At 30.4% G+C, this 26,837-nt stretch carries 26 protein-coding genes; 8 read left to right on the forward strand and 18 right to left on the reverse strand.

The window, feature by feature from the left end; translation table 11 throughout:
- The first annotated feature begins 443 nt into the window (after nt 1-443).
- The 5 genes from MXE27_RS07905 to MXE27_RS07925 all read left to right on the forward strand — a co-directional run bounded on the left by MXE27_RS07905 (nt 444) and on the right by MXE27_RS07925 (nt 4,834).
- Nucleotides 444-1,361 (forward strand): ABC transporter ATP-binding protein, encoded by a 918-nt coding sequence (locus MXE27_RS07905; RefSeq protein WP_248611879.1) that lies wholly within the window; start codon nt 444-446, stop codon nt 1,359-1,361.
- Nucleotides 1,354-2,094 (forward strand): ABC transporter permease, encoded by a 741-nt coding sequence (locus tag MXE27_RS07910; protein ID WP_248611880.1) that lies wholly within the window; start codon nt 1,354-1,356, stop codon nt 2,092-2,094. The genes MXE27_RS07905 and MXE27_RS07910 overlap by 8 nt, the downstream gene beginning before the upstream one ends.
- Nucleotides 2,095-2,214: 120 nt before the next feature.
- Entirely contained in the window at nt 2,215-2,412 is a 198-nt protein-coding gene (locus tag MXE27_RS07915) for a helix-turn-helix transcriptional regulator (protein ID WP_248611881.1), read from the forward strand.
- Between the two features lie 19 nt (nt 2,413-2,431).
- Complete coding sequence (locus MXE27_RS07920) at nt 2,432-3,145, forward strand: DUF4013 domain-containing protein (RefSeq protein ID WP_248611882.1); 714 nt, start codon at nt 2,432-2,434, stop codon at nt 3,143-3,145.
- Nucleotides 3,146-3,352: 207 nt separating this feature from the next.
- Nucleotides 3,353-4,834: a sensor histidine kinase gene (locus tag MXE27_RS07925; RefSeq protein WP_248611883.1), complete on the forward strand. Its 1,482-nt coding sequence runs from the start codon at nt 3,353-3,355 to the stop codon at nt 4,832-4,834.
- 37 nt (nt 4,835-4,871) lie between these two features.
- Here MXE27_RS07925 and MXE27_RS07930 read toward each other — a convergent pair whose 3' ends face one another.
- Nucleotides 4,872-5,576 carry a class I SAM-dependent methyltransferase gene (locus MXE27_RS07930; protein WP_248611884.1) on the reverse strand — a complete coding sequence of 235 codons (705 nt, stop codon included), beginning with the start codon at nt 5,574-5,576 and terminating at the stop codon, nt 4,872-4,874.
- Between the two features lie 623 nt (nt 5,577-6,199).
- Between MXE27_RS07930 and MXE27_RS07935 the strand changes: the two genes are divergently transcribed.
- A complete protein-coding gene (locus MXE27_RS07935) occupies nt 6,200-6,616 on the forward strand; it encodes a zinc-ribbon domain-containing protein (RefSeq protein WP_248611885.1) in 417 nt (138 codons plus the stop codon).
- 351 nt (nt 6,617-6,967) lie between these two features.
- Here the strand turns inward: MXE27_RS07935 and MXE27_RS07940 are convergent, their stop codons facing one another.
- The 16 genes from MXE27_RS07940 to MXE27_RS08015 form a co-directional block, all read right to left on the reverse strand.
- Nucleotides 6,968-7,270: a carboxymuconolactone decarboxylase family protein gene (locus MXE27_RS07940; protein ID WP_248611886.1), complete on the reverse strand. Its 303-nt coding sequence runs from the start codon at nt 7,268-7,270 to the stop codon at nt 6,968-6,970.
- Nucleotides 7,271-7,355: 85 nt separating this feature from the next.
- Nucleotides 7,356-7,985, reverse strand: coding sequence for a class I SAM-dependent DNA methyltransferase (locus MXE27_RS07945; protein ID WP_248611887.1), 630 nt, complete (start codon nt 7,983-7,985; stop codon nt 7,356-7,358).
- Nucleotides 7,986-8,053: 68 nt separating this feature from the next.
- The gene (gene cofH / locus MXE27_RS07950) at nt 8,054-9,097 is read right to left on the reverse strand and encodes a 5-amino-6-(D-ribitylamino)uracil--L-tyrosine 4-hydroxyphenyl transferase CofH (RefSeq protein WP_248611888.1); all 1,044 of its coding nucleotides are present in this window, start codon (nt 9,095-9,097) and stop codon (nt 8,054-8,056) included.
- 335 nt (nt 9,098-9,432) lie between these two features.
- Entirely contained in the window at nt 9,433-9,882 is a 450-nt protein-coding gene (locus tag MXE27_RS07955; protein WP_248611889.1) for a hypothetical protein, read from the reverse strand.
- 308 nt (nt 9,883-10,190) lie between these two features.
- Nucleotides 10,191-10,379, reverse strand: a complete 189-nt coding sequence (locus MXE27_RS07960) for a hypothetical protein (protein ID WP_248611890.1) — start codon at nt 10,377-10,379, stop codon at nt 10,191-10,193.
- Nucleotides 10,380-10,400: 21 nt separating this feature from the next.
- Nucleotides 10,401-10,976, reverse strand: coding sequence for an FmdE family protein (locus MXE27_RS07965; protein ID WP_248611891.1), 576 nt, complete (start codon nt 10,974-10,976; stop codon nt 10,401-10,403).
- A 57-nt stretch (nt 10,977-11,033) separates the two neighbouring features.
- Nucleotides 11,034-11,822: an ABC transporter ATP-binding protein gene (locus tag MXE27_RS07970; RefSeq protein ID WP_248611892.1), complete on the reverse strand. Its 789-nt coding sequence runs from the start codon at nt 11,820-11,822 to the stop codon at nt 11,034-11,036.
- A gap of 20 nt (nt 11,823-11,842) precedes the next feature.
- A complete protein-coding gene (locus MXE27_RS07975) occupies nt 11,843-12,895 on the reverse strand; it encodes a FecCD family ABC transporter permease (protein ID WP_248611893.1) in 1,053 nt (350 codons plus the stop codon).
- Nucleotides 12,896-12,947: 52 nt separating this feature from the next.
- Entirely contained in the window at nt 12,948-14,054 is a 1,107-nt protein-coding gene (locus tag MXE27_RS07980; RefSeq protein WP_248611894.1) for an ABC transporter substrate-binding protein, read from the reverse strand.
- Between the two features lie 18 nt (nt 14,055-14,072).
- Nucleotides 14,073-14,927 (reverse strand): class I SAM-dependent methyltransferase, encoded by an 855-nt coding sequence (locus MXE27_RS07985; RefSeq protein ID WP_248611895.1) that lies wholly within the window; start codon nt 14,925-14,927, stop codon nt 14,073-14,075.
- A 67-nt stretch (nt 14,928-14,994) separates the two neighbouring features.
- The gene (locus MXE27_RS07990; RefSeq protein WP_248611896.1) at nt 14,995-15,300 is read right to left on the reverse strand and encodes a DUF2149 domain-containing protein; all 306 of its coding nucleotides are present in this window, start codon (nt 15,298-15,300) and stop codon (nt 14,995-14,997) included.
- Nucleotides 15,301-15,323: 23 nt separating this feature from the next.
- Entirely contained in the window at nt 15,324-15,977 is a 654-nt protein-coding gene (locus MXE27_RS07995; protein WP_248611897.1) for a MotA/TolQ/ExbB proton channel family protein, read from the reverse strand.
- A 15-nt stretch (nt 15,978-15,992) separates the two neighbouring features.
- The gene (locus MXE27_RS08000; RefSeq protein WP_248611898.1) at nt 15,993-16,751 is read right to left on the reverse strand and encodes a DUF2162 family putative transporter; all 759 of its coding nucleotides are present in this window, start codon (nt 16,749-16,751) and stop codon (nt 15,993-15,995) included.
- Between the two features lie 226 nt (nt 16,752-16,977).
- Nucleotides 16,978-18,603, reverse strand: a complete 1,626-nt coding sequence (locus MXE27_RS08005; RefSeq protein WP_248611899.1) for a right-handed parallel beta-helix repeat-containing protein — start codon at nt 18,601-18,603, stop codon at nt 16,978-16,980.
- Between the two features lie 419 nt (nt 18,604-19,022).
- Nucleotides 19,023-21,002 carry a right-handed parallel beta-helix repeat-containing protein gene (locus MXE27_RS08010; protein WP_248611900.1) on the reverse strand — a complete coding sequence of 660 codons (1,980 nt, stop codon included), beginning with the start codon at nt 21,000-21,002 and terminating at the stop codon, nt 19,023-19,025.
- A gap of 144 nt (nt 21,003-21,146) precedes the next feature.
- Nucleotides 21,147-22,856 (reverse strand): right-handed parallel beta-helix repeat-containing protein, encoded by a 1,710-nt coding sequence (locus tag MXE27_RS08015; protein ID WP_248611901.1) that lies wholly within the window; start codon nt 22,854-22,856, stop codon nt 21,147-21,149.
- Nucleotides 22,857-23,159: 303 nt separating this feature from the next.
- Between MXE27_RS08015 and MXE27_RS08020 the strand changes: the two genes are divergently transcribed.
- Together MXE27_RS08020 and MXE27_RS08025 are read left to right on the forward strand one after the other, a co-directional pair.
- Nucleotides 23,160-23,774: a class I SAM-dependent methyltransferase gene (locus MXE27_RS08020; RefSeq protein WP_248611902.1), complete on the forward strand. Its 615-nt coding sequence runs from the start codon at nt 23,160-23,162 to the stop codon at nt 23,772-23,774.
- A 238-nt stretch (nt 23,775-24,012) separates the two neighbouring features.
- Nucleotides 24,013-24,615, forward strand: coding sequence for a hypothetical protein (locus tag MXE27_RS08025; protein ID WP_248611903.1), 603 nt, complete (start codon nt 24,013-24,015; stop codon nt 24,613-24,615).
- Between the two features lie 42 nt (nt 24,616-24,657).
- On the opposite strand, the gene MXE27_RS08030 is transcribed toward MXE27_RS08025, so the two are convergent.
- On the reverse strand, nt 24,658-26,709 hold the full coding sequence (locus tag MXE27_RS08030; protein ID WP_248611904.1) for a CHASE4 domain-containing protein: 2,052 nt from the start codon (nt 26,707-26,709) through the stop codon (nt 24,658-24,660).
- Between the last annotated feature and the right edge of the window lie 128 nt (nt 26,710-26,837).

A 26,837-nucleotide genomic window follows, 5' to 3' on the forward strand; every position in this document is an offset into this window, starting at 1 on the left:
TTTATAAATTTTTTTTACTCATCCCAATAAGTTTGTTACTGTTAGTAATTTGTGTTACTTGTGGTAACTATTGTTACTTATAGTAACTTATTATTTAATAGTTTCTATTTTTTTTAAAGCGAGTGCTTTACAATAAAGATATCATAGAAAATTACATTTATAAATATAATATCACTTTGTTTGCATTTTTAGACGTTTTGAAGCAGCTTTTTTAATGTTAATGTTATATTAAAATTCTTGAGCATAATTGGGCGTTTTTCAAAAGCTAAAATTGAATATTATGTCTTCTTTTTTAATCTAGGTTTTATTTTATAGTTTTTTTCAATTTTTGTAAGTCTTAGATCACTATTTCCGTAAGTTTTAAATATGATGTAAACTATTTTTTACATATGTAACATATTTTTTACATGTATTTTTTGATAAAAATTGTGAGAGAAAAAAAAATGAAATATATAATTGAAACTAAGAACCTGACTAAAATGTATGGAAAAGAAATAGGAGTCGATTCCATCAATATCAAGGTAAAAAAAGGCACTATTTATGGCTTACTTGGTAGAAACGGTGCAGGGAAAACCACATTAATGTGCATGTTAATGAACCTGTACTATCCCACTTCTGGGGAAATATTTCTCTTTGGAGAAAACTACCAGACTAATCCCCAACTTTACAAAAGAATTGGCAGTATTATTGAGTCTCCTGGATTTTATGAGAACCTTACGGGGGAAGAAAATCTGAAATACTTTGCAAAACTCCGGGGCCAGTACAATAAAGAGGATTTAAATTACGCTTTAAATGCAATGGACCTGGATACTGCAAAAGAAAAAGTTTTTGGAAAATATTCCATGGGAATGAAGCAGAGATTAAGTATTGCTGCTGCTATAATGCATAAACCCGACATTTTAATCCTGGATGAACCCGTTAATGGTCTTGATCCTGTGGGAATAAATGAAGTTCGAAAATATTTAAAACGGCTTTGCGATGAACATGGTGTCACCATACTAATATCAAGCCATATCCTAGGAGAAATAGAACGATTAGTAGATACTATTGGTGTGATACATGAAGGAAAGTTAATTGAAGAAATTTCGATGGAAAACCTACAAAATAGTAATGAGAATTATGTGGAATTTGAGGTTTCCAATATAGAAAAGGCTTCTCAAATCCTTAAAGAAAAATTTAGTATAGAAAACTATATTAAAGTCCAAAACAATTCCTTGAGGATTTATTCAAATTTTGAAAATCGAGGAAAAATTAATAACGAATTTGTCGAAGAAGGTATTGAAGTTAGTAAAATCGTACCTGGAGAATATAAGCTAGAAGATTACTTTTCACGATTAATAGGAGATGATTCGATTGCATAATTTAGTTTATGGTGAATTTTTAAAACTTAAAAGATCCAAAATGTTTTTGTTGGTTTTATTAGGCAGTTTAACGGCTCCAACATTGACTTTTATTTCTTTTCTAAAGAACCATATTGAAAATCCAGCGAATATATTTGCCTTTAAAGATCTATTTGATCAGGGAAATCTATTCATAGCTTTACTCTTTGGTATGGTTGTTTATGTAGTTCTTGCAGCATATCTTTTTAGCAGGGAATACAGTGAACATACCCTAAAAACCATTATCTCAGTACCGGTATCAAGGACTAAGTTCATTATCAGCAAATACATTACTTTTTTTATCATGGTAATGATCTTAACCACAATAGCATGGTTAGGGACATTAATACTTGGTATTTTAGGAGGAGCATCTGGTTTGACTTTCAATATCTTAACCATTTCATTTATCCAGTTCTATTCAACCGCGATACTTCTTTACTTAACATTAAGCCCATTTGTTTTCATCACTTTATTGATGAAGAATTTAGTCCTACCAATAGTGGCTGCGGCTGCTATAACACTAGGAAACCTAATTATATTTGGTGATAAATGGGCTGCGCTTTATCCATGGAGTTCAGTTTATCTTTTAGCAACTAATACCGTGGCGACAACAGGTTATGGCTTGTACGTTCCACTTTTAGTAGTATTAGCCACATTTTTAACGGGATTTATAGCAAGTTATGCCTATTTTAAAAAGGCTGATGTGAAATTATAACCATCTTCTATTCTTTTTCTTTTTTTCTTTTTTTCAATTGCGTAACTATAATTGCGTAACTATTATATAACAATCTGATAATATGAAGATATAAGTCAAAGTAAGGGTTGTTTTTATTTTATGAAAACCAGGATTAAATATCTACGCCAAGAGTTAGGTATAAGTCAGCAAGACCTGGCTAAACAAGTCGGTGTGACCAGACAAACAATTAATGCCCTTGAAAATGGTAGATATAATCCTTCATTAATGGTTGCACATAAAATAACCCGGATCTTAAGATGTTCTCATATTGAAGATGTATTTTTAATTGACGAATAGACATTTGTGAGTTGCTTTCATGATTTTAGATATTTTCAAAGATGCAGTAGAGTATTCAGCTCAAGATTGGAAGTCTGTTGTTGAATTAGGTGGTTTTTTATTTTTCAGCTTCTTAATATTCCCCATATTTTTAGTATGGGGTTACTTTTACAATGTTACACAAACTGCAGTTAATGGACTAATAAATGGAAACGATCCACTCCCAAAATTTAATCACTTGGGGGATATGTTAATAAAAGGAATTAAAATATTCCTTGTAAAATTCTTATATGGTTTATTATTCCTAATCTTAATTTTTATTTTATATCTATCCCAATTGAATTTTTTTATAACCCTAACTCTAGTCATTATAGTCGGAATTTTATTATATTTAATTTCATCCATAGCTATGGTGCACATGGTTGAAAAAAAAGGAGATATGAAATCTGTATTTAAAATAAGAGAAATATTGTCCATAATAAATTCTATTGGATGGTCCAAATTAATTGGATTTTATCTTGGTTTTATGGCGCTTGCTTTCGGGATCTTCATTGTTGTAACTTTCTTATTTGGAGTGGTTATGGGTATATTGGGAGTAAGTATTCATGCAATGTCTCTAACATTAGTAATTGGGAATACTATGGCTTTATTAATACTCCTTTTATATGGAATATTTATCTCATTCATCTTTATTCCGTATTTCGTGATTTTTGAAGGGCGTGCTTTGGGATTAATTTACAATTTAGGGAAATAAACCTTTCTTTTTTACAATCCCCATTTTATACAACTAAATAAGTTGTACAATTTAATTAAAAAACTATGATTTAAAGTTATTAGTACAATTCAAGTTTAATTTCTTTTAAAGGTGATCAATAATACCATAAACTAAATATAAGTATTAACAATATTATTGTGTTAATATGCACTCTAAATAAATTAACATTCCTTGGGAGGAATAAGGTTGTTAAATAATAATGGGGTTAAAAATACCAGAGAACCATCACTAAAGAATCTTCCTGAAAAAAGTGAAATTCGAGAAGATAATTATTTTTGTAAACAACCTGATAAACTGGAACATTATAAAAACCTCATTGAAAATTATAAAGACGTATTAGCCAGATATGATTTAGATCTTCGTTTTAAATATATTACTCCCAATATTAATGAATATACAGGGAAAAATGCAGAACACTATCTTGGAAAGACCCATTTAGAATCAGATTTTTTTCCAGATATGGCTAAAGTTTTTGATGAATATTTAAATGAATGTATTAATACTAAAAAACCGATGGATGTGGATTTTTCTATAATGAGTATAAATGGATTAGTATATGCTAATTCTCGTATTTATCCAGAATATGATTTAAATGGAAATGTTAAATCTGTTTTAACTATCACACGTGATGATACTCATCGCATAAAATCTGAAAAAACCTTAAAAGCTAAAGAAGAAAAGTACCGAGCTCTTTTTGAATCCAATCCTAACTATATAGTAGTTATAGGGTTGGATGGTATAATTCAAGATGTTAATCAAGCCACAGAAAAGGTCTTTGGAGCATATAAAGAAGATTTAATTGGTAAAAATTTCATGGAACTGGATTTTATTCCAAAGGACGATCTATTATTTCACTATGAAAAGGTTTCCCATCTATTAAATCATGGCGATTTATCTCCTTATGAAGCTCCAGTGATAGATAAAAATGGGAATTTACGTTGGATTGAAATACTATTATCCTATGTAAAACGAGAAAATGATATTGATAATATCCTTATTATCTGCAATGATATAAACCAGCGCAGAGTGACAGAAGAAGAAATTAAAGCATCTTTCAATGAGAAAGAAAATATTTTAAGCGAAATTCATCACAGAGTAATGAATAATATGCAAATTATTTCCAGTTTGCTAAATCTTCAAACACAGTTTACCAAAGAGGATAATGAAAATAATTTGGATATTTTAAAAGAATGTCAAAACAGGGTAATGGCCATGGCCATGATCCATGAAAAACTATATCAATCTAAGGCTTTTACATTTATAAAATTTGACGATTACCTTGAAAAAATGGTCCGGGATTTATTCAAGTCATATAATATTCCTAACGAAAACATTAAATTAATAATTGAATCAGAAGACATATGGTTTAATTTAGAAACTGCAGTACCTTGTGGACTTATAATTAATGAACTGGTTTCCAACTGTTTAAAACATACATGCCCGAAAGAAAAGGGGGAGATTTATGTTTATTTTAAAAAAAAAATGGATAAATATATATTAATAATCAGTGATAATGGTCAAGGATTAGGCAAAAATTTCAATCTGGATACTGCAGATTCTCATGGTTTTAAAATTGTCAATAATCTTGTTGATCAATTGAGAGGAACTATTATCCTTAAAAAAACTCCTGGAACTACATTTAAAATTACATTTAAAGAATTAGAATAGTATAGTCTTATTTAAAAAAGTTTTAATCTGAATTATCCTAAAGTACGGTGCAAATATAACATACAATATTTTCAGATTCAATTTTTTTAGAATCAATAAAAAAACCTGATTTTTCGATTAAACTAGTCATAATCCAATTATATGTACTATATTCTTCTTTAATATGGATTATTGTCTCTTTCGCCATATCATTCCCGGCATTCTTTTGCATAGTATCTATAAAATCCCCAATATTATGTTCGTAGTTTTCTACTTCAAAAGTGAATGCCACATCAAATAAATAAAGCTTACCACCTTTTTTTAATATTTTATTCATCTTTAAAAGTGCAACCGATTTCCAGAAATCAGGGAGATGATGCATAGAGAAAATAGAAATAATTTTATTGACCTTTGCTCCTTGATGTTTATAACTTAAAAAACCTGCACAGTGAGTTTCAATATTATTAATATTTTCATTTTTAGCATTATTTTTTAATATTTCAAGCATAGAACTAGAAATATCAACACATATAACTTTTTTACAGTATTTTGCCAGATTAAGGGATATTCCGCCAGTTCCACAGCCAAAATCTACGACGGTATCATCTGGATTTATTCCTAATTCACTGACAATCTTTTCTGATTCTTCTTTAAAATTTCTAAAACTTTCGTGTTGATTATTATATTCCTGGGCAATCTTGGAGTTCATATAATCAACACCAATCTGTTTTTCATTAAAATACCATTCGGGATTCTTATTCATGGTTACTCAACTCTTATTAAACATTATAACTGATCAATTAAAAACTATAATTCTTTTTTTATAGTGATTTTTGTTTTATCACCTGATTGAAACTTTTAGTAATTTTGTACCATAGAAGTTATTAGAATAAGTTTTTTAATTTCTCGTAGATTTATATGCATTTTTAGCATAATATTTCGGCTTCATGTATATGAAATCATAATTTAACAACAATCACTGAATATATATGATTTTTATATATCATCTTACTTGATAATTTAATCCATCTTCAAATATAGAATTTCCATTAAAAACGTAGCTAGATTTACTATAACTGGTTGTAGTTACTGTTGCAAAACAATACGGTGGCACATATATTAACCCCAAATATAACTAATAAAAAAAAAATTTCAAGTTTTAGCAACTCTTTGATATATATTATCTAATAAACTTTTTATTAAAAAACTATAAAATTAACTAAAAATAGCAATAGATTTAATAATTAACCCCTAATTAAATGAAATCCATTAAATTAATATAGGATATAGACCATCATTACTCCATAAAACAAACTCAGGATTTTGATTTTTTGGTATTTGGATAATGAATTAAATTTTAATTTAAATATATCTATGGTGGATACCATGGCAAAAATAAACTTAAACCCTAAAAGATGCCCTTATTGTGGAGCCCAAAACAGGCCATTTACTACCCAGTGTTCACAGTGTGGTAGACAGTTACCTTCTAAAACACAAAGCAGAATAAAACTGGCAAAAAAAATCGTTAAAGGATCCCAGGTTCTTATAAAATCAGCTATTTCTAAAAAGTATCGGGAGAAAACCATGAATAAGATGATGGGTAAAATATACGGAGTCAATATGAATCAATTTAATCATAATATGGGCAATTTCAACCGAAACTCATCTGGAAATTTTGGTTACTTGCTTTGTGATAGCTGTCCGGTGTATTATAAACTGGATCATCCTTTAAGCCCAGATGATCCAAAATTTTGTGGATGTGGCGGCAATCTCATTTATGCAGATAAGCCAAGATCTCATTAATAATCAATAAATTTCTATAAATATGCTCATTAAATCAAAGCTTACTTTCCAAGTCTTTAAATTATTTCTTTCTACTATCACTTTGATTTCTTTTGGAGCGTAACTTGTTGATATTGAAGACTTACATTGCTTTTACATTTCACCAGTAAGAAATTACCCCACAATAATTATCTTTTATGGCCAGCATTCTACAACACATGAATATTGTTATTTAATCCATATCTACCCATATAATGATCTTAACCTAAAAGATAAATCCTGATAATATTTTACTAGGTAGTTGTGGATTAATAATGAGAATCGTGTGAAATTTAAAGAAATTAAGGATAATTAATTGTCAAAAATGAATTTTTAATCATCCAGCACAAAAGAAGCGAATGTTAAACCAGATCCTAATCTTACCTGAGCTCCAATAGCTGCGGCTTCTAAGATTTGATCCTTCGTAGCTCCTTTTAATAAAGCTTGTTTTTTGTGTGCTTTTACACAATGCTCACAGTTAATAGCCACTGCACACGCCAGACCAATTAGAGATTTATCTTTAAAAGATAATGCTCCATCTTTCATAATTTCTGATGCTAAATTTTCAAATGCTGAAGTTAATTCTGAGCTAACCGCTTCTGTGAACTGGTATGGTCTTTGTTTTTCTTCTTTCACTTTTTCACCATAATTTATCGTTTTTAAACAGCCCAATATTCTTGGAAAATTATTTTTTTAAAATGAAAACATTTTATTGCTTAAATTATTCTGCTATCAATACATAAGCTTCAAAAAGAAATTGTTCGTTTTTAGAAGTATCATTAAAACTTAAAAACTGAGCTTTTTTTAAAAGTTTAAAGCTGTATTTTTTGTAAAGATTATTTAAATATTCATAGTCATGACCAAAGACATCTGTTTCATATTCTATATTTTTTATATGCGAAATTCCAGATGGGGAAAATTTAATGGTGAAGCTGAAAGTTCCGCCCGACTTAATTATTCTTTTCGCTTCAGCAAAAAAATTATCAAGATCTTCAAAAAAATGAAACAATCCAACGGCTATTACGTGTTCAAATTCATTAATATAAGGCAGTTTTTCATTTTTTAAATCAAATAACTTTAAATCAGAAGCAATGGCCTTTTTTTCACAAATTTCTAACATTTTAATAGAGTTATCAATACCCCATATTTCTAAACCTGCTTTTTTAAAAAGAAATGAACTTATACCCGTCCCTATACCTAAATCAAGTAATTTATCTCCAGGATTGGTATATTCAAAAGTCAATCCAAATATAATCTCATGAGCATGGGATTCTGTTTCTATTACTAGATCATCATATTCTAAAGCACACTTATCATGAGGATTAGAACTTGAAGGAACATTAAATGACATGGTAAAATTATTTATCTCTCATTTAGTTTTAATTTATCCACTAAAAAATAAAAAAGTATTTTAATCAATTAAACCCGTTCATAAAGCGTATTTCTCTCAACAGGAATACGGTCAATGCCTTTAATAATATCTATCATTCCCTCACGCGGTAAATGTTCACCATGAGATGCGCCAGCCGCTATAGATATCTTATCTTCCATCATAGTACCACCTAAATCATTGGCCCCACAATTTAATGCTACTTGAGCCATACGAGTACCTATTTTTATCCATGAGGCTTGTATATTTGGAATATCTCTACCTAAGATTATACGGGCCATTGCATGTAGTTTTAAATCTTCCATACCACTTACTCCCGAAGTTTTTTGGCCTGCTTTATTATTATCACTTAAAAATGTCATAGGGACCAGTTCAGTGAATCCACCAGTTTTACGCTGGATATCTCTTAATATCATCAAGTGATCAATTCGATCTTCCCATGTTTCCACTGTACCATACATAATAGTGGATGTAGTTTTTATCCCAACCTCATGTGCCTCAGTTATAATCTGAACCCATTCGTCAGTTGAAACTTTTTTAGGACATATTTGGGCCCTTACAGAGTCCACAAGAATTTCAGCAGATGCACCAGTCATGGTTCCTAAACCTGCTTTTTTAAATGCTTTTAGTGCATCTCGAGTACTCATGTTTGAAGCCTTAGCAGCATGGAATACTTCTACTGGTGAAAGAGTGTGCAGTTCAATATCAAAGTTATTTTTAATGCCACTGATAATTTCACAGAAATATTCAACTGTCATATGGGGCATGATACCTCCAAACAAGCATATTTCAGAGGCACCAAATTCTTTGGCTTCTTTGACACTTTCTAAGATTTCATCAATGTTCATCTCATACCCAATACTATTTCTAAATGAGCAAAATTCACATTTGATCATACACTGGTCTGTTATGTCTATGTTTCTGTTGACAACAAAGGTTACTTCATCACCCACTATTTCTTTGCGTAATTTATCTGCAACATCGAATAGTTGGAACGGATTTGATTCAATTAGCATCAATGCATCTTTTTTTGTTATATCACCAGCAAGTGAACGTTCATATATGTCATCCATAGAAATTATCCTCCATTGAGGTATGATAATTTTAGTGTCTTTAATTAGAATTAAAAGCTAACCTATAAAAAATGTTCGATATTATATTCTTTAAAACAAACATGAAATAAGTTTTAAATAGAGAAATTGATGAAAGTTTAGCCATTATTTTAAAAGAAGTTAGGTGTGTTAATTAAGCCCATATCTACATCGGCCGGTTTAATAATACAACAAGCAGTCAAGTAAAATGATGTGGATTAATTTTAAGGAAAAATGAATATATCAAGTCTATATCTATATAAATAAAAAGAGGCGCTTTGATATAGAGAAAACACAATGAATATCAAATCAAAAACTTACTTTTTCAAAAAATAGTTACATTCATCCTGTTTACCTGCAAGTCCCTGAATACCACAAGATTCATCAGATCGACAAATATCACATAAATCCTTTTTATTTATTTCTTCCAGATCCTGCTTGTCAGATAGTACTTTAATTATTTTAAAAAAGATTAAAGTAAAAAATTCCCTGTTCTCATCAAATTCGCCATAATATTTTTTTAATTTTCGTATCAAACCATCATAACTTCGACAATCTCTTAAATGTTCATAATTCAACATTTTAAATGGAATAAAAGGCAACCTTGAATGTCTTGTGGTAATTATTTCTGCTATGGCCAGAACATTACCATCTAAATCTTGTACCTCAAAACAACCTTCTTTAGTAAACCACTTCACGCCTTTTCGGATGGTTAAATTTTTATCGTTCAAATTAAAAACTGGTTCGTCAAACTTCATAAACTTCATCTAAAACCACTATTTATGAGGAATATTATGTCGTTCAGTATAATACAATAATATATAAATTAAACTTATGCATCTCAATAATTGGATTTAAGTATAATCTTAATTAGTCTATTATCCATAAATATTCTTTTAAGTAACCATATTACCAAATATGAATATCCAATGTGGACTTCAATATGAATTCTAAATTTTTCAGCTAGTTTATAGTAAGTATTAATCAACGGATATGGTAAAATAAGAAATAATTTAGCCCAATACAAGAAACTAAGCTTTTGGATTATAAAAAGAATATTGTATTAAAAAACATATTAAAGCCATCCCTTCAATTTAGCTTTTGATATATAATCTTCCACTGCAAAACGTATGACTTGTCCCATGGGAAGATCTCCTTTTTTTGATGCCAAAATAATTAAGTCATCATACATTTCTAAAGGTAATTTAAATGTGATTTGTTTATCTTTTTCATCACCATCATCTTTTTTAAAAGCTACAAACATTTTAATAACCTTCTTAATATTTTATTCATCTAAAAGAGCGTAATAAGAACCATTAAAACAAGATGTGCAGTATGCATTTCCACCTTTTAAATGATGTTTTCCATCCATTATTAATTCCCCACAACTCTTACAAACTGCTTTTTCACGGGGTTTTCCAGGTAAATAGTTTTCATCAATTTTAACTGATACTTTTTGAAGTTTAAATATTTCTTCAGCAGGGGTTTTGTTAATCCGTTCAATCATATCCTCAATAGATTCTTGCTCAGAGTACGATTTTTCACCTTTTTTATTAACTTCCAAATCAACTAAACGAATGGCTTTTTCCGTTTCTATATTAACAAAAGTTGCAGCAAATTTACCATAACCAACAGGTTTTAATGATTTTTTACCCACTGATGTTCTTGTAACTGCTAAAACAGCATCAGACATACAACGATCAATTTCTGTAAAAACTATCAAATTTTTATCTTTTTTGCCCGGTTCCATTCCCATTGATTCCATACCATAAATTGCTAATTTAGTACCCATGACTATTCCACCACAGATTTCTCCATGGAATTCTCCTGCTTTTTTAAGTAATTCTTTATATGCACTCATATTATCACGTAAAATCTTTAAAATTCAGTTTTGAATAGAAAAATCTAGATTAATGTTTTAACTATCTTCAACACTTTTTAAAGGAACGCAAACCTTCCTATTGTCCCCTACATCAACGATTTTCACATTGATACCGTATACTTTTTCCATATTTTCACGAGTTATGATATCATCTGGTGTTCCAATATCCAGGAAGTTACGATCTTTCATTATAGCCACTTTATTGGAGGATATGAAAGCATGATCCGGGTAATGGGATGTCATTATTACTGAAAGACCATCAGAGGCTAATTTAGAAATAACATCAAGTGTTTTCAGTTGATTTCCAAAATCAAGATGAGATGTAGGCTCATCCAATATCAATATATTTGGCTGCTGAGTAATGACCCTTGCGAAAAATACCAGTTGCTGTTCCCCGCCACTTAAAGAAGTGTAAGGTTTTTCTTTGATATCATTTATTCCAAACTTCTCTAAAGCAGCTTCTGCTATCTCATAGTCTTCTTCAGTGGGTGATTCCAGGAAATCTAGATGAGGGGCTCTACCCATAAGGACAACGTCCAGTACAGAAAAAGCAAATGTTGAAACATGACTTTGAGGAATATAACCAATATTCTGGGCAATTCTTCGCTGATCAATGTTTTTGACGTCTTCTCCATGGATATAAACAGCCCCATCTTTAAGATCAAGTAATTTATTTAAACATTTAATAAGAGTGGTTTTACCACAGCCATTAGGTCCCAGTATACAAACCACATCCCCCTTATCTACACTCAGATTGATATCTTCAAATGTATTTTCTACATCATCATAAGAGAATGTAGCATTCTTTATTTCTAATATACTCAAATATTCACTCTCCTAATCATTCATGTCCATTGATTGTATCCTCTTCTAAGTAAGTATAAGAAAAATGGGGCTCCAATTATTGCTGTTAGAATACCTATAGGAACTTCTGTAATGAGTATTGTTCTTGAAATATTATCAATCAATAATAAAAAAGAAGCACCCAAACAGATGGTGGCAGGCAATAAGTTTTTATGATCTGGACCCACAAGCATGCGGCTTATATGTGGAATAATTAAACCTACCCACCCTATAATACCACTAATAGATACTGCAGCTGCAGTTATCATAGTACAGCACAATATAATTATAAAACGTAATTTACCAGTATCAACACCTAAAGATTTAGATTCCTCATCACCCATTGCTAAAATATTTAATTTCCATCGAAGGATAAATAAAAAACTTATTCCTAATATAATAGGTATAGATGCCAGTAAAACCTCGTGATTATTCACCGAGGCTAAACTTCCCATCAACCAGTAGACAATTTGAGGTAGTTTTTCAAAAGGATCAGCCATATATTTACATAGGGATATTAATGCAGTAAATAGTGATCCAACACCCATACCACTTAAAACCATTATTAGTATCTCCGAACTTCTAATGGATCTGGCCAGAGCATATGTGACACACACTGCAATAAGGCCCCAGACAAAAGCTGATACTTGGGTTATAAGGGGTATGCCTACTAATAATATAGCTATGGAAGCCCCAAACCCAGCTCCTGAAGATACACCTAAAATATCTGGAGAAACCAGTGGGTTTTTAAATGTCCCTTGAAATGATGCTCCTGCTACAGATAAAGCTGCACCTACTAATATTGCAGCAACTATCCTTGGTAATCTTATATCCCATACAATAGTTGTAGCTGTGGGAGAAACCTGTAAAGCAGGATACACTTTAGCAAGAATAGTTAAAATAACTTCAACAGGCGTTAAAGGATATCTCCCAATGAGAAAAGAAACGAAAAATAGGAGTATTGGGAGAGTGATTAGAATCAAATTAACTGACCATCTTCTAGTATTATAATTTAAAGATAATCTCTTTTTTAGATTGTTTATTCCATCCGGCATGATCATACACTCATTTTAATTCCTAATTTTCTGATTTGAATATATTCGAACTTTAGATCTGCATCCCTGTGTTTCTTAAAAGATTTTTTACCTGATCATCACTTAACTGGTAGTGATAAAAGTCGTTATAAAATTCTTTTACAAGACTATTCAAGTCCATATTTTTGAATTTATCAGGGTAGAGTATTTTTGCAACCCAAGGAATTCCCATTATCATATTCCCACCAGTTGGCCTATCAAACCATTTAAATGGGGATTGTGGTGAAAGGTAAACTCTATTATTTTTAACTGCACTAACACTTTTCCAATCGGGATTGTTATAGACATTCTTAAAGAAAGTCGGGTCAGTAGTGATAATAACTTCAGGATCCCATTTTAAAACTTGCTCCAGGGATACATCAGTTTCACCTGCACCTCCTTTAATTTGAATATCTGCCACATTTTTACCACCACAGAAATCAATAAGTTGTCCATGAACAGAACCTGCTGGATCTGTTTTAAGTCCATCAACATCTTCTGCATAGTAAACTTTTACCTTTTCATTATCTGGTATTTGAGATACTACAGATTTTACTTCTTTTTGAACTTTATCATTGAAATTTACAAGTTTAGTTGCTTGATCATCTGCCTGTAATACAGTACCTAAGAATTTAATAGATGGATTAAGTGTTGTTATATTACTGGTATCTAATACACCCACTACAGGTATTGAACCAAATTTTTGCTGCCTTTCATTTAGAACAGAAATAGTGGATGTGTGGTATGAAGTTGAATTAGAAGGAGTTACACTATCAAATACTACATCAGGTTCCATGGCTATGAATTCTTCATAACTGCCTGATTGTGATCCAAACCATCCACCCACTGAGGATAAACCCCTATACTGGTCTGGTACATATTCTAATTCATAACCATCCATTTCATAGTTAAATGCCAGAAGCTTATCTGGGGCTAACATATATACTAGGACAGTAGTAGTAGGGGATGTAGACAATGTTTTAGTAACTGGAGATGGGATTGTTAAATTCCTATCAGCCATGTCGGTTATAGTAACATTACCTTTCCCTAATAGGCCACCATCTTGTGTGAGGTAGTATCCTCCAGTTGAACTTAATATTAATGCAACTGCTACAATTAAAATCAGATAATTTTTATTCATTTAATCACATTAAATCATTTAAGCTGCGGATTCTTCATCACTTTTCCACCAAATGAGGATCCATTCTTTTTGTTCATGGGGATTTTCCAGCCTTCCATCTTCTCTAGTAACCAAGATGGTTTTTAAGTGATCTTTTAAAATCTCTTCTTCTTCTGGATTTAAATCACCCATTTTCCATTTGTAGTTGTCCAAGGCCTCATCAATATCAGAGTATGAACTATTGGATGCAAATTCTAGTTTCTCTACGTTGGCTGCAATCCCCATTTGATAAAGCATATTATAAATGTAGATATAACTTGGAAAATTAGGATTCTCCTTTTTTAAAAGCTTGCATGCTTCATCCTCAAATTTCCTACTGTTAGGCCCCCAGACAGTGAGATAAACATATTTACCAATCTTATTAAACTCTTTTAACACATTCCCAATTTCGTGTACGCCATTAAGACACCTGGAAGCAACTATTACATCATGTTTACCAACACTTTCTAATGATATTTCAGCCAAATCTTCTTTTAGAAATGTTAAATTTTCAATTCCTTCTTTTTGAGCATTTTCTTTTAAAATATCAAGCATTTCACTGGATATGTCAACACATGTAACATTGGATACCTTTTTTGCTAAAGGTATAGTAATTATACCATTACCACACCCTACATCCAGAACTGAATAATCTTTTTCAGTTTCTATTTTGTTCAGAACCCTTTGCGGATAATCATCCTTTTCAGTCCATTTTTTAAATTTTTTTGCGATTTTATTCCAATCTTTCTTTTTATTGTCTGAAGGTAAATCCATTAATTCTTTTTTCCATTGTTCAGCCCAATTTATTTCATCCATAGGCTCTTTTATAACATTTAAATGTTCTTTTTCAACCATAATACCACTCAATTTTCTTATTCATTCGTTTATAAAATATAAATAAATTTTATCGTTTATTTGACTGCTATTTAACCATTATAAGTTTTCCAGTCTCGGGGTCTTTATACACAGTCCCCATTTCTTGATAACCTTCACCAGAACCAGAACCATTTTCAGGAGTGTCATTAATTGTTTCACCTGTGGTAACTGAAACCGTATTTTGGGAAGATGTTGTAGATTCAGATAATAATGAAGGGTTACTACTTAAAGCCATAACTGCAAATACTAAAAATCCAACTGCTAAAACTAGCATACAATCTGTTAAATTAATTATCCCCGATGTAGGGTCTTCTTCATCTACATCAAGAAACTTTCTTTTCTTTTTAGACATTTACTTTCACATCCATCCGCAAATTAATTACCATTGTTATAATTATCCAGAGATTCCAGAGTCGACTCAACTATGGCTTCTAAGATTGATAGATCATCTGCATACCACTTCTTCCTGTACCTTGATACCATAAATCCTATTGAACCTGCTGCTAAGCCAGTTACCGTTGTATCAAAAGCAATTGTCAATGATTGTGCAAGTGCCGTGATGTCCCCTGCACCTAGAGCTGAGAGACCAGGCCCTAAAGGAATTAAAGTTCCCATTAATCCCATTGTAGGGCCTAATCTAACAAGTATATCTGTTTTTTGGGTTTTAGATGCAAAATTAAGTTCTTCTTCTTCAATTAATTTAGTGGCCAATGCACTTCTTGATTTTGGCCCAATATCATAATTAGAAATGATTTTTATCAAAACAATTTTTTGATTGGCTGATAGATCACTTTCGTCCACTTTCTCTTTCATTTCCTGAGGATTAGACGAATTTGAAATGTTTCTTATAAGTTGCTCTATTTTATCTACATCAAATTTTGTTCTGGCAAATCTTTCAGTAATAAACCCACCCAAACTCAACACAGCATATATAATGAATATTAAAAGGACAACTATTACCGGGATAAGTAAACTTTGAGCTATTAAATAGAGTAAATTGCTTAAAACTTCGCTTCCAAAAATTATCATGTTAATCTCCTAATTTTACTGATTTTCCTTTATTGTATCCTCAGAATCTGCTATATTATATTTTTCATGTTTATCCTGCATTGATCTGTTATGTAAAAAAACTCCAAGCAGTAATATTCCAATTCCGGCTATAAACAAAAAGAATAATGATGATGTCGATTTAATAACCAGAGGATTTGTTTGAACATTTGATAGTGAATTGATATTAGGTATGAATATCGCTGCAATTATAAAGAATAAACCATTTAAAGTCATATAATTTGCAATTACTAATGGATAAGGACTTTCAGCTTTTCTTAAAAACTTAGAAAATAAAAAGAATATAATTATAACAATCAAAAGAGGCCCTAAAATATACAACTTCGCCTCAAAAGATGAAAAAATTGTGCTTTTACTTAATAAAATGAAATTGGAAATAATTCCCAAAAAACAACAAACAAAAGAAAATACAATGGCTGGTGACTTTAAATTTGTATATTCTTTTTTATTCTTTTTCCATCCACTAATTGTTAAAATAGCACCTATAATAAGTAAAAAACCAATTAAGGCCATTATAATGGAAATATAATTGCTCATCAAAGGGTATAATAAATTGACGTATTGTAAAATGATACAGGTCAAAATTAGACTTAAGAAAATAAATAAGCAATAAGTAATTGAGATAACCAATGCTTTCTTTTTTTCAATTCTAGAGAGACCCATTGCAAGGCCAATATTTATGGCCAACAATGTTATAACAGATATAATTAAAAATTCCCATATTATTTCGCTCATCTTCAACATCCCTAACTGAAATTAGTGTACTTTCCATTGTTTTTATTTGGTTCCACTGATAGTGAAGATTTAATAAAAGTTCCTTTTTCCATACTTAAATGTATAATATACCGAAATGGATATTTAAACATGTCGGTGCGAATAATAATACTCCTTGAAATAAAACAATTAAAAAGTTCAATTAAGTTAATCGATTAAAAAAAGAAATAAAAAAAAGTTAAAATAATTATTTTTTAAGCATTTTGCTGATATCTTTCCAGTAATATGCAACCATAACCACAATAACAAGAGCAATTATCGCTAGTATCGCTTTCAAGTTAGGGTTTTTAGTTACTTCATCAAGTAGCACGGCTTGGTTATTTTGGCTTTGATCATTTCCTGAAGTTCCATCAGATCCTGCTGAAGACCCACCAGTATCTGCAGAAGAGGTTAATCCAGCAAAACTTGAACCATCCCCCGAAGAAGAAGTAGAACCAGATCCACTTGAACCAGTGCCACCCCCATTTCCAGCTTCATTATCTTGATCACCAGAATTCATATTGGTCCATTCTTTATTTCCACCTGCTATTTTATCATCTTCATCAGAGTCATAATAACTTTCTGAAAAAGTAATCCTTAATTTTTCAAAACTTACCCCAGCTGTTGCAGTATTAAAATATTTTAAATCATCTTTATTGAGTTTTATAGTCATTACGCCATTGACAGAGATAGCTCGATAGACATGCCCATTAATATTAAAGTTACCTGTCAATGAAGGGAGTAATGATGCGATTTTATTTCCATCATAGAATATTATACTCAAAGTATTATGTCCCGTTTGGACTAATTGCATGGTTATTAACCTTGTTTGCAATTTAGGACAGAAATTACACATAGATTGTGAGCTGTGGCCATACCAATTACCGCCAAAAACAACTGTTTCATCAGTATCATGAATCTCCACTTCTCTTCTTTCATTACCATAAATAGCATTATAATTTACATTGAATTTAGAAGAGTATTCGTAGTTTTGACCAAAATTTATACCGACACCAGATGCACCGTCATCATCGGAACAAGTACTGTTAGTAATAATATTTTGAGTTATAGTCAAATTATAACTACCACTATTTACATTAATCCCAATTAAATTATGATTTATAATATTACCATTTATATAAGTATTTGATCCGGATTTATCAAGTGCAATACCTGCTTTTTTGTTATTTGTAATGTTATTTGTAGTGATTCTAGTATTTGTTACTTTTTCATCAAAGTAAATACCATGCATTTTGTTTTTGTTAATTTTATTTTTATTGATTCTCACTTTACTGGTGTTTTTTAAATTTACTCCATTTTGCCCATTATCTTCAATAGAATTTTGGTCTAGAATGATTTCTTTACTGTTGGAAATAGAAACACCATTTTTGCCATTAGAAGATAACTGATTTTTACTCAATGTTATATTCTGACTTTTTTCTATAGTTGCTCCATTATTTTCATTGCTTTTAATTGAATTACTATTAATATTCGTGTTTTTACTGTTATTTACAGATAAACCTGCTTTAGAATTATTTATTTTATTACTGTAAATATTAACATTAGAACTTTGATTGACTTTTATTGCAGTTCCATTTATTTTAGTCATATTATTTTTTGAAACTGAAATTTTAGAAGTGTTTTGAATAACTATCCCATCCCCATTTTTGCTTTGGAAATTAAAACCAGATATGTTAGTTCCTGAACTTTTACTTCCATTGATTAAAAATATGGGATTGGAATCTGAAGACCCTATAATCAGAGTTTTTACTTTACTGACTATGTTTAGTGACTTGTTTATCACCAAAGTAATGTTATTATAGTAAGTTCCCATGAATTGAATGGTGTCCCCACTTTTAGCAGAATCTATAATTTTCTGTAATTGTTGATTTAAGGACAGTATACTAGTATCATAACTGGATGCACTGTTTACATTGATTGTAGCTGCAGATACTGGTTGTAAAATAGGTAGAGTTACACAAATTAAAGCAAATGCGATGATAATTTTTAATTGTGAATTTTTGATTATCTTTTCACCTCCTTCCAGTTAATTACAAATATAAATCGCCCATAATTATTAGCCATAAACTATGAGTTGTTGGTATTTTTATCGACTTATGTATAAATACATATCATTATGACTTAATTGATACAAGTTATTTGAATTATGTTATTAATAAAAATAAAATTAAAATATAAATTACTGATTTGGTGAAAAATAAAAAAAGAAATAGTCATAAAGACTATTTTTTTCTAATAACCTTTAATATATTTGTAATAATTTTTACCATTGATATTGAAGGTTATTTTTTTAGTTCCTTTGGTTGTGACCTTAGCTTTGACCTGCAATTTATAAGATTTTCCAGCAGGCACATAAACAGTCCAAGTTTTAGTATTTTTATTGTAGTAGGATAAATAATTTGTACCCGCTAGTTTCATGCCCTTTGGAAGAGTAATCTTAATCTTTACAGCTCCAGATTTGTCTTTTCCAGAATTAATGACTTGAGTAGCCAAATATACATATTTACCTCTTTTAATCTTATAAGAACTAGCTGAATTCTTATAGGTTAATTTAATGTATTTAGCGATATTTTTCTGGATTGTGTTTGAATAAAGATTGTTTATGTTGGTCCCTGTAACTGTTGGTCTTGATGTCGTGATTCCAGATCTTATTGCTTTGGCACTGATTGAAAGGCTCAAAGTTTCCCCCGCTTTTAATGTTCCGATATTCCATACTCCATTAGAGTAAGTTCCTCTTGCAGGCTTAGCACTGCTAGTGAAATATGTGGAAGATAAAATATTACTGACCTTGACTCCTGCGGCATTTCTACTGTTGCTATTTTTTACAGTCACCTTATAAACCACACTATCCCCATTCTTAAAAGTAGATGGAGTTATAGTGGTAGAAGTTGAAAGGTTTAATTTAGTGGGAATATCTGAATCACTAATATTATAAGATCTTTTTAAGGCTGAATTGAATGCAGTGTAGGGGGCTACAGCAAAAATGGTGTTGTTGGTATTTTTGTAAGTGTATTTACTGAAATCAACTATTGCAGTTCCATTTTTAACTAAAATTTCCTGCCATACGTCACCAGTATCGGCTCCACCTTTATTAGTGTTATTCTTGTTTAAGAAGAAGTTTACATAAAATGAATTGAATCCCGTGCAAATATTTCCTGTTGTTGTATCAATAAAAGATATACTATATTTTCCAGGGGAAATTTGAGAAACGGTACTCATGGTAGCTTCACTTAAAATGTGAGCTGAAGGGCAAAGATTCTGAGCTCCGCCAAAACAGTTATCTTTTAACCATAATTCTTTTCTTACAGCATCTCCACTTTCATTCACATATCTTACAACATCTCTAAATGTGTGACCATTTATGTAATTGTTTTCAATGTTTTGCGTATCTTCTGTGAAAGTAAACCCGTCAGGTGTGGTTCCAATATCATCATAAATACCCATATCTCCATTTTTATAAATGAAATTACCCGTAATGTTTAGGCCATTGATTAATGTATTGATGTATATTCCACGGCCTTCATCATTACCCCTATTATAATTAAGAGAAATGTAGTTATTTTTTATAGTGGTATTATTACATGATTCTAAAAGGTTTATACCAATAAATAAATTGGAACTGATATTGTTCTCTTCTATTAAAGTATGAGAAACATTTTTTCCAAATAGTATTCCATCTTCATTATTATTAGTAATTATATTATTCAAGATATTCGTTAAATTAGAATTGGTTAATCTAATTCCAGAATTGGAATTTAACAAGGTATTGTTTTTTACCTTTATCCCATTACTATCAATAATATTTACTCCTATCCCCTTTGCAGTGCTGATACTATTATTAAAGACATTTATTTGGGTAGTGTTACTGATAGTTATACCATATCCTTGGTCGTTATTATTTATTTTAAATCCGGAAATATTAGTTCCAGATGCGCCGTTATAAATGACAAATGCAGTGTAATCGTCAGCACCAACAGGTATTTCCATTGGGCAGGAATAAATTTGAGTACCTACTGTACTGATTATATTCAAAGGTTTGTTTATTGAAAGGTGGATGTGGGTGTATTGTGGCCCCGTGAATAGTATGGTGTCTCCTGCTTGTGCATTATCAATAATAGATTGAATATGTGTATTAGTATTCATGCCATCATCTGTTTCATTAATGGTCCACACAGTTGCTGCAGTGACTGGCTCTGAAACAGTTAATCCCATAGATATCAACCCTAATAAAAAAACAGACAAGAAAATAAGTTTATTAGACTTTATAAAAATACCTCCCTATTGCATATAATATTTTAGTTAATAGAAAAAATAAAAAATAGTAAGTCTCCTTTTAAAAGAAGACTTTTTTAAAGATTAGTATCCTTTAATGTACTTGTAGTAGTTTTTACCATTGATATTAAAGGTCACTTTTTTGGTTCCAGTGGTAGACATTTTAGCTTTTACCTGTAATTTATAGGTTTTACCCGCAGGAACATAAACAGTCCAAGTTTTAGTGTTCTTATTGTACACTGATGGATAGTTTATACCTACCAGTTTCATGCCTTTAGGTAAAGTAATTTTAATTTTCACTGTACCAGATTTATCTTTACCATAATTAGTGACTTGGGTAGCTAAGTAGACATATTTATCTTTTTTAACTTTACTAGCACTGATTATGTTTTTATAAGATAATTTAATGTATTTATTAATGGTTTTGCTTAAGCTTGTGGATTTAGCAGTGATATTGTTATCACCAGTTAATGCTGCTTGAGATGTGGTTACTCCGGATCGTATTGCAGTTGCAGTGACTACCAGTGAAACTGTATTTCCAGCATCTAAGGTCCCTATATTCCAGTTTCCATTGGAATAAGTTCCTTGGGATATGTAAGTAGCATAACTACTGTAAGAACTAGTTTTTAAGATATCATTTACTACAACGTTAGCAACTGATCCATTTCCTTTGTTTTTTACAGTTACCGTGTAAGTTACTTTATCACCAGTTTTAATTGCAGAAGGTGAAACACTACTAGATATTGATACATTTGCTGTTTTATCTGCTTTGTTTATGTGTGAATCCATAGTAAAGTTCAAGTTTGAACCAGTGGAATAGAGACAGACATAACCATTGGAAACATTTTTTACAGTATTGTTTGTTCCTTTAATGGAATCTCCAGTACCTGAACCGTGGAATATTCCTTCTTTATCTACACCTATGGCAGCACCGTTAGTGATGTTTTCAAATACATTTCCAGATATGTCAATGGCAGTTATATTAGTCCAATCTCCGTGAGCATTGGAGTTTTTAATGTATATAGCATCGCCGTTTCCATTGATGAATGTGTTGTTTATAATGCTTGTTAAATTAGCAGCTTTTTCAATTGCTAAGCCACCATATGTCCAATTATCAAACAAGTTATTGATGTAGGTTATATATACTATACCTCCACCCCAAAAAGCAGCGTATAAATTATCTTTGAAAGTGTTTCCATCAACAGTCACATGAGAAGCACCTGAAGCCATAGATATAGCATCCATTCCTCCAGTAAATGAACTGTTTATTACTGTGATGTTAGTTCCACCCATTATATTCACAGAATAAGCTTTATTATAAGCATCAGTGAAAGTACAATTTTCTATAATAGTATTGTTTACATTACCACAGTAAACTCCAGATTTACCATCATGAGATGTTACATTTTTAATTAAAATATTTTGAACGCGATCTAATTGAATAGCGTATGCTGAAGTTTTTGCTTCTGTATTGTTTATTAAATTAAATTCAAAACCTTGAACTGTTGTACCTGAAGCATCAACATCACCAGATGCTACTATTTTAAAAATGTAAGTATTATTGCTGTTAACACTATTTAAAACAGCACCATTACCAACTAAATTCAAAGTCTTGTTAATTAATACTTTGATATCATCATAATTTCCAGCTTGGAAGTTAATCGTGTCTCCACTAGTTGCTCCATCGATTATAGCTTGTATATCTGCACTGTTTGAACCACTATTTACCGTCCAATCAGCTGCAGATACAGGATCTATCATTATTGTCCCTGCTGAAACCATGAATAATACCATAAGCAACATTGAAGTTGTTATGTTTCTTTTTATATAAATCCCTCCAATTAATTTTCATATAATCAAATGATTTCTTAACTTCGAAATGCATTTAATTATAAGTCGTATAATATGTAAGATATATATAAATATTTCTAATTTTTAGTAAAAGGAATTATACACCTTGAAACATAACAAACAATATATTTAATAGTTAAAAAATATGATTGGATAATATTAATAATCGAACTGAATATTTACTCATTTCGTAATTTAAAAAAATTAATTAATTATAATTAAAGATTATAAAAATGGAGATAAAAAATGTCTAATGATACAGGTTTATTCCCTACTAACGGACATAGAATTCAAGGTAGATCCAGTGAATCTTTTTTAGATGCAAAAGAAATTATTTTGCGACTTAATCTTGAGGGTGATGAAGTTTTCATGGATGCAGGGTGTGGTGATGGGCACACAGCAATTCAAGCTCATAATATGCTATGTAAAGATGCATTAATATATGCTGTAGATAATTATGGTCCTTCAATTGAAGATATGGAAAAAGAAATCAAAGAGAATCAGATAAATAACATTATACCCCTACAATCAGATATTGCAGAACATATCCCATTAAAAAATAATATTGTAGATGTATGTCTCATGATAAATGTTTTTCATGGGTTTACTGCTAAAGGAAATGCAGAAAAGGCAATATCCGAACTTAAAAGAATTATAAAACCAGGAGGTAGAATCGCAGTCATGGATTATAAGAAAATTCATGCCAAACACGGCCCTCGCTTAGAAGTAAGGAGAAGTCCAAATGAATTAGAATCATTATTTATCAAACAAGACTTAAAAATGATTCAAATAGATGATAATATCGGTGAAGACCTTGATGGTGGAATAAAATCCCATTATCTCATTGTTTTTCAAAAATAACATCTCATTTTTTGATTTTTATATAAATAACTTCCCAAATTATCTATTTCTTCACTATATCTTATGGTTAAATTTATATATATAAACTTTTACATTATACATTATCGTGGAATGACCGCCTGAATTGATGATAAGATGGTAGTTCATTTTAAACCGTACACCTTCATTTCACTAAGAACCCATCTTATCATCTATTCCACGAATCATAAACTCTTTTTTTAAATAGGAGCTGTTAATAATGGATTGGGGAATTGATAAAAAACTTCTAAAGAACATGTTATTAGTAGGAATAGTTGCCATATCGCTATTCATAGTAACTTCTGCAGTAATTTTGACCAATAATGCAACAGATTCAGACTATAAAATAAAAAAGGATAACGTTTCACCAAAACCGAATTCAACTATTAATAATTCATTTAACCAAACAAATGATTTATCTGCCAGAAAATCACTACCTTACACTAACAAACATCAAAGTACTAACAAAAATACTAATATAATAGATTCCAGTAGTTCTTCAGGATATGATAACATCTATTGGGACAGTAAATACGTAAATAGCTGGAAAACTTATGCTTATGGAACCAGTAAATTAAAAATATTAGCTAAATGGGAATTTACTGATATTAAAAATACAAAAAAGAACATAATTATCCAACAGACTATAATAATACGAGAAGATCCAGATAATAAAGGAATGGCTTTTGTGGAAATCACTCCCAAAATGAGTGGCAAAAGTAGTTGGTTGACATGGACTTCCATGCAGAAAAATAAGAATGCAGTCAAATTTTACTGGAATGCATTTAGAAAAACAGGTTTGGTAAATGGATTTTGGAGTTAATAAACTCTAATTTTATTTTTTTAAACAAAATCGTAGTCCAAACTAAATCCTTTTTTTATAATCTGGCTCTTTGAAATGAATAATAAAATGAGTTCCTTCTTCTCTTAAAAGATTAATTTTGCCTTCTATTTGTTCAACCAACTCTTGAACAAGCTGCATACCAAGAGAACTGGTATTTTTAAAATCAATAGATTCAGGGAATCCTATTCCATTATCCATGACTTCTAATCTATAACAATTTTCCCCTTCCTTTTTAAAGATAATATTGATTTTATTAGATTTTTTGCCATTAAAAGCATATTTTAGGCTGTTAGACACCAGTTCATTTATAATAAGCCCCAGAGGCATAACAGTTTCAATACTCAGATTATGAGTTTCTACATCCATTTCAATCTCAAGGTTTTTATCATCAAAACCATAGGCATAGCTAATATCACCAATTAAATTGGTTACATAATCTGAAAAGTCAATACTGGATAAATCTTCAGATTGATACATCCTCTCATGTATTAAAGCCATGGAATGAATACGATTCTCGCTTTCTTTATATTTTTCAAGAATTGCAGGATCTTCTATTTCTTCAGATTGTAAAGATAACAGTACCGATATTATTTGCAGATTATTTTTAACTCTATGGTGGATTTCCCTTAATAAAATCTCTTTTTCCTTTAAAGACTCCCTAATTTTATTTCCTGCTTTTTTATGTTCAGTTATATCAATCAATGAGATCAATACTTCATTAGACGTTTTATAAAAACTAAATGTGGCGAAGAAATCTCTTACCTCATTATTTTTATTAATTAACTGAAATTCATAATTTTTAAAGTTCTTTATACTGCTTTCCAGGTTTAATTGGTAATCTTCAAGCTTAGGATGATCTTTTTTCGTCATTAAGTTCTTCAAATTATAATCATTCTTTGAAATATTTATATCAAAGATCTGCTGAAATTTTGTATTAGCCAATAATATTTGCATTTGAGAATCTACTAAAAGCATTGCGGTTCCTGTGTTTTCAAAAATAGTTTTATAACCTTCTCGACTTTTTTTGAGTTCTTGATTGGATTCTTCTAATGACTGCAGCATCATATTAATGGATATGGCTTGTTCAGCAAGTTCATCATCTCCCAGTATTGGTACTCTCCCTGATAAATCATTGCTACGCCCAATCCTTAAAACACTTGAAGTGATTTTATCTAACCTACGTAGAAGATTTCTATCCAAGTAGTAATAAACAAAAAAAGATGCAACTAACCCGGATATTAATAGTGATAATGCTAAAAATAATACAGTTCTTTGGGAACTCTTATAAATATTTCGTGGCATTTCTATTTTCACTAAAAGTGAAGGTTTGCCAGAAGTCCCATTTAATATAGTATAACCAGTTATTATATCATTTGAAATATTTAGTCCTAATTTAGTCTGATTGTGTTGATTTAACAGTTTAAGGTTATCTGAAGAATTAATAGGAGTTATATATATCTTAGATTCTGGAGGTAAACTATCTAAAGTATAAGTATCTAAATACCGGCCCATGATCAAATATCCTGATGATGGTCCCTCACCATCACTTTTCAACACGGGTTTAGCGGCTATCATTAATGGCCTTCCATTTATATAAATAAATCCCGAACTTTCTGCGCCGTTTTTTTGATTGAGAACCCCTATATAATTTTTCGTGACATTTTTGAGATCGTGATACATTGGTATTTCCTTTTCTGTTTTAAGATCCACAGCCTTAGAAAATATAATATCTCCTGATTTATTAGTAAATATTATAAAATTTATATTAAGCCTCAAAAAAGTCTCGTCTATAAGACTACGATTTTTAAAATTACTGTTATTTGTTTTAACAAAATTATATGCTGCATCATATTGAGACCAATCATTTGCGGTATTGTTCAATGCATTAAGATCATTTTCTAAAGAAATCATGGTATTTTTAATAACCATATTAACATATTGACTCTCTGTATCTGAGGCACTATTCATGAAAAATATTTCAGAAATAACAAAAAAGCTTAAAATAAGGGAAAGCAATATTATGGCCATTATTGTAAGGGTTTTTCCTCTTAATTTAACTTTAACTTCCCCCATAATTGATAAATCATGATTTTAAAAATAACTATTATAATTTATTATTATAATTTATTAAGATGTAGATTAATTGAATAATTTTTTTATTTAAATATTAATAGATATATTTAAATAATTAAACCTGTCTC

Source organism: Methanobacterium alcaliphilum, from assembly GCF_023227715.1.
GTDB lineage: Archaea > Methanobacteriota > Methanobacteria > Methanobacteriales > Methanobacteriaceae > Methanobacterium_E > Methanobacterium_E alcaliphilum.